The following is a 13,353-nucleotide window of genomic DNA, read 5'->3' on the forward strand; positions in this document are numbered from 1 at the left end:
GGATCCGGCTCTGAGCCGCCCCGGGGGCGGCTACTGTGGCGGCCGGGCGAACGCTCTCGTCCTGGACTGGTTAGGTTGAAGATCGTATGGCAGGATCAAAAAACCGAATGCGGTTCTAATGGGGGCTGGTGTGACGGTTTCACTCGCGGACATCGACCTGTCGGACATCGCTTTCTGGGAGCGGCCGATCCCCGAGCGGGAGGCCGCCTTCGCGCTGCTGCGCGCCCAGACGGCCCCCCTCCGGTTCGCCGAGCCGGAGATGAGCTTCGCCCTGCCGGGGCCGGGCTACTACGCCCTGGTACGGCATGCCGACGTCGTCGAGGCCAGCCGCACCCCCGAGGTCTTCTCCTCCAGCCGGGGGTCGACCTCCATCCATGACCTGACCCCCGAGTTCGGCGAGTACTTCGGGTCGATGATCAACATGGACGACCCGCGGCACGCCCGGCTCCGCCGGATCGTCTCCCGGGCCTTCACCCCCAAGATGATCAAACAGTTCGAGGCCGACGTGCAGGCCGAGGCCACCCGGATCGTCGACGGCCTGATCGCCGCGGGGCCCGGCTGCGACTTCGTCGCCGAGGTGGCCGCCAAGCTCCCCTTGAAGATCATCTGCGACATGATGGGCATCGGCCCCGAGCACCACCAGACGGTCTTCGAAGCCACCAACGTCATCCTGTCCGGCGGCGACCCCGAGTTCATCCAGGACGTCAGCCGGGCGGCCGAGCTGCTCCTGGGCGCGGGGCAGCGTCTGCAGGACCTCGTCGTCTCCCTGGCCGCCGGTGACGGCGACACCCTCATCACCGCCCTGACCAGCGCCAACATCGACGGCGAGAAGCTGACGATGCAGGAGCTCGGCTCGTTCTTCATCCTGCTGGTGGTGGCGGGCAACGAGACCACCCGCAACGCCATCTCCCACGGCCTGCACCTGTTCACCGAGAACCCGGACCAGCGCGCGCTGCTCCTGGCCGACCTCGACGGCCGCCTCCCCGGCGCGGTCGAAGAGATCGTCCGCCTGGCCTCCCCGGTCGCCTGGATGCGCCGCAGCGTCACCCGCGACCACGAGATGAACGGTCACCTCTACCGCAAGGGCGACAAGGTCCTGCTCTTCTACTGGGCGGCCAACCGCGACGAGACCGTGTTCACCGACCCCTCCCGCTTCGACATCCGGCGCGGCGAGGGGACCCACCTCGGCTTCGGCGGCCCGGGGCCGCACTTCTGCCTCGGCGCCCACCTGGCCCGCCGTGAGATCGGCGTGATGTTCCGCGAGCTGTTCACCCGGCTGCCGCAGATCCGCTCGGTCGGTGAGCCGGACCGCCTGCGCTCCAGTTTCATCAACGGCATCAAGCGTCTCGAATGTGACTTCTGAGGCACTCCATTGACGTAAGTGGTTGCTTGCGCAAATGATTGGCGATATGAGCGTGACGCCGTCCGAGCGGAAGCCGATCGTCTCCGCCGCCGACTTCGACCTGTCGGACTACGACTTCTGGGCCAGGCCCATGCGGGAGCGCGAGCACGCCTTCCGGCTCCTGCGCGGCCTGGACGGCCCCGCCTTCTACGAGGAGATGGAGGTCCCCTTCGCCCCCAAGGGGCCCGGCTACTACGCGCTGGTCAAGCACGCCGACATCCTGGAGGTCAGCCGCAACCCCGAGGTGTTCTGCTCGGGGGATGGCGGAGCCACCAACATCCCGGACATGCCGCCGGAGTTCACCGAGTACTTCGGGTCGATGATCAACATGGACGACCCGCGGCACGCCCGGCTCCGCCGGATCGTCTCCCGGGCCTTCACCCCCAAGATGATCAAACAGTTCGAGGCCGACGTCGAGGCGGCGGCCGCCCGGATCGTGGACGACCTGATCGCCGCGGGGCCCGGCTGCGACTTCGTGACCGAGGTCGCCGCCAGACTGCCCCTGAAGATCATCTGCGACATGATGGGGATCCCGGAGAAGGACTACGGCACCGTCTTCGACCGGTCCAACGTGATCCTCGGCGGGTTCGATCCCGAATACGGCGGCGACGACATGACCACGATCGCCGAGAAGCTGCTGGCCGCGGGCATGGACCTGCAGCAGCTCGTGCAGGACCTGGCCGCCTACCGGGCCGAGCACCCCACGGGGGACCTCACCTCGTCGCTGGTCAACGCCAACATCGACGGCGAGAAGCTGACGATGCAGGAGCTCGGCTCGTTCTTCATCCTGCTGGTGGTGGCGGGCAACGAGACCACCCGCAACGCCATCTCCTACGGCCTGCGGCTGCTCACCCGGAACCCGGACCAGCGCGCGCTGCTCCTGGCCGACCTCGACGGCCGCCTCCCCGGCGCGGTCGAGGAGATCGTCCGCCTGGCCTCCCCGGTGAACTTCATGCGCCGCAAGGTCACCCGCGACCACGAGATGAACGGCCGGCTCTACCGCGAGGGCCAGAAGGTCGTCCTGTACTACTGGGCCGCGAACCGGGACGAGAGCGTCTTCCCCGACCCGCTCCGCTTCGACGTCACCCGCGACCCCAACCCGCACGTCGGCTTCGGCGGTCCGGGGCCGCACTTCTGCCTGGGCGCTCACCTGGCCCGCCGCGAGATCACCGTGATGTTCCGCGAGCTACTGCGGCGCGTCCCCCGGATCGAGGGCGGCAGGCCGCAGCGGCTCCACTCCAGCTTCATCAACGGCATCAAGCACATGGACTGCGCGTTCTGAGATCATCCAGCCGCCGGCCGGATCGACTTGAACACGGTGTTGACGTCGGGCAGCAGTTCCTTCTTGCTGTCCGGCACCGACATGTAGACGATCACGGGCAGGTCGGCGCCGGTGCTCACGGCCGCCACGACCATCGTCGTCTTGGACGTGCCCGCGGTGATCTCGTACGCGGCGAGCTGCCCCCGCAGGCCGTTGACCGACAGGTTCTGCTGGGCGGTCTTGCGGGCGCTGTTGTCCTCGGGGAAGAACTTCTTGCGACCGGTGTAGGCCACCGCGTTGATCACCGGGGCCAGGTTGTCGGGTGAGGTGTATTTGCTCTTCAGCCGGGGCGAGAGCGGCCCCGACATCACCTGGGCGAACTGGGGCTTGCCCAGGGAGTCCGACCCGGCCGGGACGTACTGGCGGGTGGTGAAGCCGTAGGCGGTGGACACGCTCTCGCGCTGGTCCTGCCGCCAGGGCGCGCCGAGCTTGGCCAGGCTGATCGCCGCGGCCTGGTCGGGCAGGGTGCCGGCGACCGGCGAGGCCTTGCCGGGGAAGCGCGGCAGGCGGCCCACCGCCTGGGACTTGGCGGGCTTCTTGCCGGTCGCGGAGGGCTTGGCCTCCGGGATGGGCTTCTCCTCCGTCGAGGCCAGGGGGCCCGCCAGGAAGGCCCAGAGCACGGCGCCGATCAGAGCGATCACCACCGAGCCGGCCAGCGCGAACACCCAGACCGGCCGGCCCGTCCCTTCGAGCTCCGGCTCCTCTCCCATGGCCTGGTAGTTGTCGCCGAAGACCGTGTTCCACAGCTCCTGCTGACGCTCCGGCGGAGGGGTCTTCGGCCCGCTGATCTGACCCGCGGTGACGAACGGCCTGTTGGGGTCGGAGGGGTCCCGGCTCAGGTGCCCGCCCGGCTGTCCCTGCGGGGGCATCTGCCCGTGGTGGGGCCCGCCGTCGCCCGGATGGGCGTGCGCGGGCGCGCCCTGCGGGGGAGCGTGGGGTGGCGGAACCTGCGGCGGCGCGCCGGGAGGGGCCTCCGGGGCGGTCGCCCCCGCCAGGGCCCACACGCCGGGGTTCTCCGGAGCGGCGCCGTTGGCCGGGACGTTACGGAGTGTCTCCTGGCCGCCGAACGGGTTGGGGCCGGTGAGCGGGTCCTGGTGGCCGAACGGGTTGGGGCCGCCCATGGGGGCCTGGCCGCCGGACGGATCCGGGGCGGTGCGGGGATCGCGGCCGCCGAAGGGGTTGGGGTTGGTGAGCGGGTCCTGGTGGCCGAAGGGGTTGGGGTTGGTGAGCGGGTCCTGGTGGCCGAACGGGTTGGAGCCGGCCGCCGGGTCCTGATGCCCGAACGGGTTGGGGTTGGTCAACGGGTCCTGACTGCGGAACGGGTCGGGGCTGGTGAGCGGGTCCTGGTGGCCGAACGGGTTGGAGCCGGCCGCCGGCTCCTGGCCGCCGAAGGCGTTGGGACTGGTCAGCGGATCCTGGCCGGCGGAGGGGCCGGGGCCGCCCGTCGGGGCCGGCCAGGAGGGGGAGGAGTGGCCGCCGTCCGTCGGGGTCGGCCAGGAGGGGGAGGAGTGGCCGGGGCCCGGCGACTCGGCCGGCCTGCCCCATCCGCCGTTCTCGGCCGGCGGTGCGGTGTTCGGCCCGCCGCCGTCCGCGGCCGCTCCCCAGCCTCCGTTGTCGTTGCTCCGGGCCGCGTCCCAGCCGCCGTTCCCGGCCGCAGGGGCCGTACCCCAGCCTCCATTGTCAGCGGCCTGGGCCGTGCCCCACCCTCCGTTGCCGGCGGACTGCGGCGCCGGCCACCCACCGTTCTCGGCGGGCGGCCGGGTGTCGGGCCCGTCCTGCGCGGGGGCGGCGGCCTGCCAGGAGTCGCCGCCCGGCCGCGGGCCGGAGGCGGGCGGGGTCTGGGGGGCGGGGGGCGGTGTCCCGAAGGCCTGTTGCCAGGAGCCGTTGCCGGGGACGGCGGCCTGCCAGGAGGCGCGGTCTCCGGCGGGCTCCTCCTGGGGGAGGGGGAGCCGGGGGCCGGTGCCGGAAGAGCCGTCCGCCCAGGTGGGTGACGGCTCTGCGGCTTCCGGCCATGCCGGAGGTAGGTGGGACTGGCTGGACTGCTCCGAGGCCATGGCTTCCTTACCTCCAGGGCGTTTGCCCGAATTAGGGGTATTGGGCATGGTCTCACGTGAGACGGGGGGGTTCGCAGGGAAACTGGAGAACGCCCCCCTGAACTGGAGTCCGGTGGGGTCGGTTGGCGGATCCTGCATCGGCAGGCCGACCTCCGAGGGATCCGGGCCCTGCCCCGGCTCGACTGAGTGTGCCACGGTGAAAGAGTAAACTGACGGGACATGTGAGGTCACAACGGACGTATCACCATCTAACCTCGGTCTGTCCCAGACGCATGAGCCTCCCATTGTGCTGACCCGCCGGTGCCGCTGTCCCCGGTTCGCCGCGATCGGATGGATTTCCCGGGTCATGAATATGGCTTGCGGGCTGCGATACTCTTGGCATATGCGTGCCGCGGCCCTGCTGCTTATCTGGCCGCATCGGCCCTCCCGGCGCTAGACGCCCGCCGATGCGGCTGCCCTTCGCGTGAGCGGAGGGTTTTTCTATTGGGTCGGATGGGTCAGATCATCTGCGCAGACGTATACCGAGGGAAGATTGACGTGAGCGAGCGAGCCGACATGCAGAGCGACGAGCAGCACTACGACCCGCAGGCACTGCAGGTCAAGTGGCAGCGGCGATGGGAGGAGCTCGACCCGTTCCGGGCCTCCGACGATCCCGCCGACACGCGTGAGCGGCGCTACATGCTCGACATGTTCTCCTACCCCTCCGGCGACCTGCACATGGGCCACGCCGAGGCGTTCGGCATCGGCGACGTCTTCTCGCGCTACTGGGTCCAGCGCGGCTACAACGTGCTGCACCCGATCGGCTGGGACTCCTTCGGCCTGCCCGCCGAGAACGCCGCGATCAAGCGGAACGCGCATCCGGCCGAGTGGACCTACGCCAACATCGAGACCCAGGCCCACTCCATCAAGCGCTACGCGATCTCCTTCGACTGGTCCCGCCGCCTGCACACCAGCGACCCCGAGTATTACAAGTGGACCCAGTGGCTGTTCATCCGCTTCTTCGAGCGCGGCCTGGCCTACCGTAAGGGCGGCCTGGTCAACTGGTGCCCCAATGACCAGACCGTGCTGGCCAACGAGCAGGTCAAGGACGGCAGGTGCGAGCGCTGCGGCGCCGAGGTCGTCCGCCGCGAGCTGACCCAGTGGTACTTCAAGATCACTGACTACGCCGACCGGCTGCTGGACGACATGGCCCAGCTGGAGGGCGGCTGGCCGGAGCGCGTGCTGACCATGCAGCGCAACTGGATCGGCCGGTCCGAGGGCGCCGACGTCGACTTCGTCATCGAGGGCCGCGACGAGCCGGTCACCGTCTACACCACCCGCCCCGACACCCTGTACGGCGCGACCTTCTTCGTGGTCGCCCCGGACGCGGCGCTGGCCGAGGAGATCGTCGCAGAGGAGCAGCGCGAGGCCTTCGAGGCCTACCGGGCCGAGGTGTCCAAGCTGTCCGACATCGACCGGCTCTCCACCGACAAGGAGAAGACCGGCGTCTTCCTGGGCCGCTACGCGATCAACCCGGTCAATGGCGAGCGCATGCCGGTCTGGGCGGCCGACTACGTGCTGTCCGACTACGGCCACGGCGCCATCATGGCGGTCCCCGCGCACGACCAGCGTGACCTGGACTTCGCCCGCACCTTCGGCCTGCCGGTGCGGGTCGTGGTCCACACCGGTCTGGCCGACCCGGGCGAGACCGGTGTGGCCACCGCGGGCGAGGGATCCCTGGTCAACTCCGGCCCGCTGGACGGTCTGTCCAAGGCCGACGCGATCCGGAAGATCATCGGAGTGCTGGCCGAGCGCGGCACCGGGAAGGCGACGGTCAACTTCCGCCTGCGCGACTGGCTGCTGTCCCGCCAGCGCTTCTGGGGCTGCCCGATCCCGATCATCCACTGTCTCGACTGCGGCGAGGTCCCCGTCCCGGACGACCAGCTGCCTGTCACCCTGCCCGACCTGCGTGGCGAGGCCCTGGCCCCCAAGGGCGTCTCCCCGCTGGCCTCGGCCGAGGACTGGGTCAACGTCGCCTGCCCCAAGTGCGGCGGCCCGGCCCGGCGCGACACCGACACGATGGACACCTTCGTCGACTCCTCCTGGTACTTCCTGCGTTACGTGGACCCGTCCTACGAGGACGGCCCGTTCGACGTGGAGAAGCTGCGCAAGTGGGGCCCCATCGACCAGTACGTCGGCGGCGTCGAGCACGCGGTGCTGCACCTGCTGTACTCGCGGTTCTTCACCAAGGTCCTGCACGACATGGGCATGGTCGACTTCACCGAGCCCTTCACCCGCCTGCTGAACCAGGGGCAGGTGATCAACCAGGGCAAGGCGATGTCCAAGTCACTGGGCAACGGCGTGGACCTGGGCGAGCAGATCGACTCCTACGGCGTGGACGCGGTCCGGCTGACCGTGGTGTTCGCCGGTCCGCCGGAGGACGACATCGACTGGGCCGACGTCTCACCGGCCGCGTCGCAGAAGTTCCTGGCCCGCGCCTTCCGCGTCATGGCCGAGGCCGGTGCGGCCTCCGCCCCCGGCGTGGACTTCGCGACCGGTGACCTGAACCTGCGCAAGGCCGTCCACCAGACCATCGACGAGGTCACCAAGCTGGTCGACTCCCACCGCTTCAACGTCGCGGTGGCCCGCATGATGGAGCTGACGAGCGCGACCCGCAAGGCGATCGACTCCGGCCCCGGCGCGGCCGACCCGGCCGTCCGGGAGGCCGCCGAGGCGCTGGCGGTCATGCTGTCCCTGGTCGCACCGTACGCCGCGGAGGAGGGCTGGGAGCGCCTGGGCCACCCCGCCTCGGTCGCCAGGGCCGGCTGGCCGGTGGTCGATCCGGCCCTGCTGGTCCAGGACTCCGTCACCTGCGTCGTCCAGGTCGCCGGCAAGGTCCGTGACCGCCTGGAGGTCTCCCCGGAGATCTCCGAGGCGGAGCTGGAGGCGCTGGCGCTGGCCTCGGCGAAGGTCCAGTCCTTCCTGTCCGGGGCTCCGCGCAAGATCATCGTCCGCGCGCCCAAGCTGGTCAACATCGTCCCGTAGCGGTCACGCGGGGCGTCCGCGTACGGCGGGCGCGGCATCTGTGTACGGCAGGCGGGGCGTCCGCGTACGGCGGGCGCGGCATCTGTGTACGGCAGGCGGGGCGTCCGCGTACGGCGGGCGCCCCGCGGCCGTTCAGCGGTGCCTGTCGGCCGCGCAACCCCCGGCCGTGTCATCGGCGAAGAGGCGGTGGGACGAGGGGCGGGGGAGGGGTTCGGCCGAGGGGCGGGTGCCGTCGAGCAGGAGGGCCAGATAGCGCCGGTGGTCGGCGCCGTCCTCCTCGGGCCGGCCGCCGTCGTCGCCCGGATGGACGGTGCCCAGGGCCATCACCACGATCGCGGCCAGGTCGCGTACCAGCAGGTCGGTGCGGATCAGTCCGCGGCGCTGGGCGGCGGTCAGGACGTCGCCGAGCGGGTCGACGAATCGTTCGGCGAGGCCGACGGTGAAGGCTCCGGCCTCCCGGGCGGCGGCGAGCAGGCGGCGGTGGGCGGCCAGGGTGTCGACGGTGGCGGCCAGCGCGGTGGCCAGCCCCTGGCGGGGGTCGGCGGCGGTGCGGGCGGCCCGGGCCAGCGGCTCGACCTCTTCGGCGAAGTAGGTTTCGAAGGCGGCTCGGATCACACCGTCGCGGTCGCCGAAGCGCCGGTAGACGGTGGCGATGCCAAGGCCGGCCCGGCGGGCGATCTCCTCCAGCGGGACGGTCGGGCCGGTCTCCTGCAGGGCGGTGATCGCCGCGCGGACGATCCGGTCGGAGTTGCGCAGGGCGTCCGCTCGACGTCGCTGCTGTGGCACATGTCGAACGCTAGCAGCATCCGCGTTCACCTGACGGAACGTCTCCCCCCTGATGAGACGCCTGCCCCGGGTCATCCGGCCGCCTCCGGCCCCGTCGCGGCCGCCCGTCTCCTCGCCGATGAGAACGCCCCAGCCGAGGAGGTCAACGGCGGGAGCCACCAGAGCCTCAGCGGAGCCGTCCGAGGCGCGTGGTCGTCGGGTCGGATTTATTGCGTCGAAAATCGAGCCCGCCGGTGGAAGGATGTCGGCGACCGACCGACCACTACCGGGAGCACGAGATGCGGCGAGCCTTCGAAACCTCACAGCGCCCTATCCGGACGAGAGTTTTCGAGGACTCCAGCACCCATGCACACCCTCAACATCGGCATTCTCGCCCATGTCGACGCGGGCAAGACCAGTCTCACTGAGCGCCTGCTGTTCGACACCGGCGTCATCGACCGGCTCGGCAGCGTCGACGCCGGCAGCACCCAGACCGACACGGGCGACATCGAACGGCGGCGCGGCATCACGATCCGCTCCGCGGTCGCCTCCTTCACCGTCGGGACCCTGCAGGTCAACCTGATCGACACCCCGGGGCACTCCGACTTCATCTCCGAGGTCGAGCGGGCGCTCGGAGTGCTCGACGGCGCCGTCCTGGTCCTGTCGGCGGTGGAGGGCGTCCAGGCGCAGACCCGCGTCCTGATGAAGACCCTGCGGCAGATGCGCCTGCCGACCCTGATCTTCGTCAACAAGATCGACCGCGCCGGGGCCCGCCACGAGGAGATCCTGGCCGACGTCCGGCGGAAGCTGACGCCGCGGATCGTCGCGATGAACCGGGTCCGGCAGGCCGGATCGCCGGCCGCGCACACCGTCCCGAACTCCCTGGACGGCCCGGACTTCTTGGACGGGCAGGGATCTCCGGGCGGCCCGGATTCCCCGGGCGGCCCTGACTCCCCGGGCGGGCCGAATTTCCTGGACGGACCAGGATCTCTGGACGGCCTTGACTCCTCGGGCGGGCCGGACTTCCGCTCCCGGGTGGCGGAGATCCTCGCGGAGAACGACGACGCGCTGCTCGCCGACCTCGTCGCCGGCTCGCTCCCCACGGGTGACCGGCTCCTGGCGGGGATCCGCGGCCAGACCGCCGCCGGCCTGCTCCACCCGCTGTTCTTCGGCTCGGCGCTGACCGGCCAGGGCGTCGAGGCGCTCCTCGGCGGGATCTCGCGGCTGCTCCCGCCGGCCCCCGCCACCGGAGAGGACGGCCCTCGCGCCACCGTCTTCGCCGTCGAGCGCGGCGGCGCCGGGGAGAAGATCGCCTACCTGCGCATGCACTCCGGTGAGCTGCGCGCACGGCAGCGGGTCACCTGCTACCGGCGGGGAGCCGACGGCGGCGTCAGCGAGGACACCGAGCAGATCACCGCGCTTCAGGTCATCGGGCCGGCCCGGGGGGAGGCCCGCCACCTGACGGCGGGGAACATCGCGAAGATCTGGGGCCTGTCCCGCATCCGGGTCGGGGACCAGGTCGGCTCGGCCGACGGGCTCGGCGGGCGGACGCACTTCGCCCCGCCGAGCCTGGAGACCCTCGCCCGGCCGAAGCGGGCCGAGCACGCCGCACGGCTGCACGCCGCGCTGGTGAGCCTCGCCGACCAGGACCCGTTGATCCACACACGTGCCGTCCCGGGGGAGGGGACCTCGGTCCTGCTCTACGGCGAGGTGCAGAAGGACGTCATAGCCGAGACCCTCCTCAACGACTTCGGCGTCGAGGCGGTGTTCGAGCAGAGCCGTACGGTCTACGTCGAGCGCCCGGTGGGCGTCGGGGAGGCATGTGAGGAGATCGATCGGCACGGGCGCAACGAGTTCTTCGCGACCGTCGGGCTGCGGGTCGGACCCGGGAGCGGAGCGGGGATCACCTTCCGGCGGGAGGTCGAGCTCGGCTCGCTGCCGCGCCCCTTCCACCGGGCGATCGAGGACGCCGTACGGCAGACCCTTGAGCAGGGGATCTACGGCTGGGCGGTGACCGACTGCGTCGTCACCCTGACCCGGACAGGCTACGCGGCCCCGATCAGCACGGCCGGTGACTTCCGCAACCTCACGCCGCTGGTCCTGATGCGTGCCCTGGACATCGCCGGGACCCGGGTCTACGAGCCGTGCCACGCCTTCGAGGTGGAGATCCCGTCGGACACGCTCAGCGCCGTCACCGCCGAGCTCGCCGCCTTCGGCGCGGACATCCGGGAGTCCTCCGGCGACACGGACACCTGGCTGCTCGGGGGCGACATCCCCGCGCGCCGGGTGCACGCGTTCGGGCGGCGCCTGCCCGGACTGACCCGTGGCGAAGGGGTCTGGTGGTCACGGCCGTCGGGGGACCGGCCGGTCGGCGGACCGGCCCCGGTGCGCGAGCGCTCGGACGGCAACCCGCTCAACCGCAGGGAGTATCTGCGCCACCTCGCACAGCGCGGCACGGCGGGGTGAGGCCGCCGGCGCCTCCGGTGGGCCCTGCCGGATCCCGGCGGTCCGGCCGTGGCCGATGTGAGCACCGTCTCCCCGGGCCCCTCCCGCGCGCCGGTAGGGCTGGGGCGACCGCCACATGACCGCGGTCGTGGAGCTGCTCCGCGGTCGGCGCGGCTGAGGGCCCGGCCGCCGCCCGGGGCGGCGGCCGGGCCGGCCGGGGACTAGCCCAGGCCGCTCTTCATCGCGTTGATCAGCTCGCCGTTGGAGGTGTCTCCGGTGAGTTCCCAGAAGAAGGCCCCGCCCAGGCCCTGGTTCTTCGAGTAGCTCATCTTGCCCCCGATGGTCGCCGGGGTGTCGTAGCTCCACCACTGGTTGCCACAGTAGGCGTAGGCCGTTCCCGCGACGGTCCCGGTGGACGGGCAGCGGGTCTTGAGGACCTTGTAGTCCTCGATGCCCTGCTCGTAGGTCCCGGGCGCGGGGCCGGTCGCCGAGCCGCCGGGGGCGGCCTGGCTCACACCGGTCCAGCCTCGGCCGTAGAAACCGATGCCCAGCAGCAGCTTGCCGGCCGGCACCCCCTTGCTCTTGAGCTTCTGGATGGCGGAGTCGGAGTCGAAGCCGGGGATCGGAATGCCGCCGTAGGTGGTGAGCGGGGAGTGCGGGGCGGTGGGCCCGGTGGTGGCCCAGGCGCCGAAGAAGTCGTAGGTCATGACGTTGTACCAGTCGACGTACTGGGCGGCGCCGCCGTAGTCGGCCGCGTCGATCTTGCCTCCCGAGGTGCCGTCGGCGGTGATGGCGGCGGTCACCAGATAGCTGGGGCCGAACCGTGAGCGCAGCGCCGACATCAGGTTCCTGAAGGAGGCGAAACCGCTGGTGTCACAGGTGAGGCCGCAGGCGTTCGGGTACTCCCAGTCGATGTCGATGCCGTCGAACACATCCGCCCAGCGTGGATCCTCGACCAGGCGGTAGCAGGACTCGGCGAACGCGGCGGGGTTGGCCGCCGCCTGGCCGAAACCGCCCGACCAGGTCCAGCCGCCGAAGGAGAACAGCACCTTGATGTTGGGGAACTGCTTCTTCAGCTTGCGCAGCTGGTTGAAGTTGCCGCGCAGCGCGCCGTTGTCCCAGGTGTCGGCGGCCCCGTCCACGCTCTCGCCCGCCTGGTAGAAGCGGTCGTAGTCGGCGTAGGTGTCGCCCAGGGTGCACTGGCCGTTCTGGACGTTGCCGAAGGCGTAGTTGATGTGGGTGAGCTTGGCGGCCGAGCCGCTGGTGACGATGTTCTTGACGTGGTAGGCCCGCTGGTAGATGCCCCACTGGGTGAAGTAGCCCAGCAGCTTGTTACCGCCGCCGCCGCCTCCGCCGTTCTGGGTGGTGACGTTGAGTTGGGTGCTGGGGGTGGAGCGGTTTCCGGCGGCGTCGCGGGCGCGGACGGTGTAGCTGTAGGTGGTGGCGGGGGTCAGGCCGGTGTCGGTGTAGGTGGTGGTGTTGACGGTGGTGAGGAGGGTGGCGCCTCGGTAGATCTCGTAGCCGGTGACGGCGACGTTGTCGGTGGAGGCGTTCCAGGCGAGGGAGGCGCTGGTGGAGGTGGTGGCGGTGGAGCGGAGGTCGCCCGGGGTGCTGGGCGGTGTCGTGTCGTCGCCTCCGCCGCCCCCGCCGGTCACCGCGATGGCGGAGACCGTCGCGTAGTTGGCTCCGCCGTTCATGTTGAACTGGATGTTGAGCGCGCCGTCGGCGACCGTCGCGGGGAAGGTCCGGTCGCAGGCGGTGAGCGCCCCGCAGGAGGCGAAGATGTCGAAGCCGGTCAGGGCGTTGGCACCCTCGACGCGGACGTCGAACTTGCGCTGGCCGGCCGCGTTGGCCCAGTCCTCGACCATCTTCAGCGTCACCTGGTAGGTGCCGTTCGGGACGTCGAAGCGGTAGCCGCCCCAGCCGTTGAAGGTGTTGTAGTTCTGGTAGAGGGAGTCGTCGGTCGTCCCGGCGATCGCGCCGGTGGTCGAGCCGCCTCCGTAGCTGGTCTGGTAGCCCCAGTCACCGCTGGAGTAGGCCTTGTCGGCGACCCACTGGTCTCCCGCCGCGTCGGTGAGCGCGGATCCGCCGGCGTTGGCCCGGATCGGCACGGTCACGGCGGCCGACGCGCCGGGCGCCGTCGCGACGGCCCCTCCCAGCGGGAGGAGGACCGCCCCCACCACGCCTAAGAGTTTCAGGACAAGTCGATTTCTCATGGGCGACCGCCTCTACGACCTGGAACCGGGGGATTAATTAACAGGAAACTTTACTGTCAATTTGAGCTGAACGTAATCACGCGCCCCCGCGCCGTCAATGGTGCGAAATTTCGGGGGGCCCAACCG

Annotated in this window: 7 protein-coding genes; 4 read left to right on the top strand and 3 right to left on the bottom strand. The window is 70.9% G+C overall.

The window, feature by feature from the left end; translation table 11 throughout:
* Nucleotides 1–118: 118 nt before the first annotated feature.
* Both J2S55_RS27590 and J2S55_RS27595 read left to right on the top strand, forming a co-directional pair.
* Entirely contained in the window at nucleotides 119–1,363 is a 1,245-nt protein-coding gene (locus J2S55_RS27590) for a cytochrome P450 (protein WP_306866724.1), read from the top strand.
* Between the two features lie 46 nt (nucleotides 1,364–1,409).
* A complete protein-coding gene (locus tag J2S55_RS27595) occupies nucleotides 1,410–2,684 on the top strand; it encodes a cytochrome P450 (RefSeq protein WP_306866727.1) in 1,275 nt (424 codons plus the stop codon).
* Nucleotides 2,685–2,686: 2 nt separating this feature from the next.
* Here the strand turns inward: J2S55_RS27595 and J2S55_RS27600 are convergent, their stop codons facing one another.
* The gene (locus J2S55_RS27600; protein WP_306866731.1) at nucleotides 2,687–4,777 is read right to left on the bottom strand and encodes a hypothetical protein; all 2,091 of its coding nucleotides are present in this window, start codon (nucleotides 4,775–4,777) and stop codon (nucleotides 2,687–2,689) included.
* Between the two features lie 555 nt (nucleotides 4,778–5,332).
* On the opposite strand from J2S55_RS27600, the gene leuS reads away from it, so the two are divergent.
* On the top strand, nucleotides 5,333–7,801 hold the full coding sequence (gene leuS / locus J2S55_RS27605; protein WP_306875584.1) for a leucine--tRNA ligase: 2,469 nt from the start codon (nucleotides 5,333–5,335) through the stop codon (nucleotides 7,799–7,801).
* 132 nt (nucleotides 7,802–7,933) lie between these two features.
* On the opposite strand, the gene J2S55_RS27610 is transcribed toward leuS, so the two are convergent.
* Nucleotides 7,934–8,587, bottom strand: a complete 654-nt coding sequence (locus J2S55_RS27610) for a TetR/AcrR family transcriptional regulator (RefSeq protein ID WP_306866733.1) — start codon at nucleotides 8,585–8,587, stop codon at nucleotides 7,934–7,936.
* A gap of 345 nt (nucleotides 8,588–8,932) precedes the next feature.
* Between J2S55_RS27610 and J2S55_RS27615 the strand changes: the two genes are divergently transcribed.
* Nucleotides 8,933–11,032 carry a GTP-binding protein gene (locus J2S55_RS27615; protein WP_306866736.1) on the top strand — a complete coding sequence of 700 codons (2,100 nt, stop codon included), beginning with the start codon at nucleotides 8,933–8,935 and terminating at the stop codon, nucleotides 11,030–11,032.
* Between the two features lie 200 nt (nucleotides 11,033–11,232).
* Here the strand turns inward: J2S55_RS27615 and J2S55_RS27620 are convergent, their stop codons facing one another.
* Entirely contained in the window at nucleotides 11,233–13,227 is a 1,995-nt protein-coding gene (locus tag J2S55_RS27620; RefSeq protein ID WP_306866738.1) for a glycosyl hydrolase family 18 protein, read from the bottom strand.
* Between the last annotated feature and the right edge of the window lie 126 nt (nucleotides 13,228–13,353).

Source organism: Streptosporangium brasiliense, from assembly GCF_030811595.1.
GTDB lineage: Bacteria > Actinomycetota > Actinomycetes > Streptosporangiales > Streptosporangiaceae > Streptosporangium > Streptosporangium brasiliense.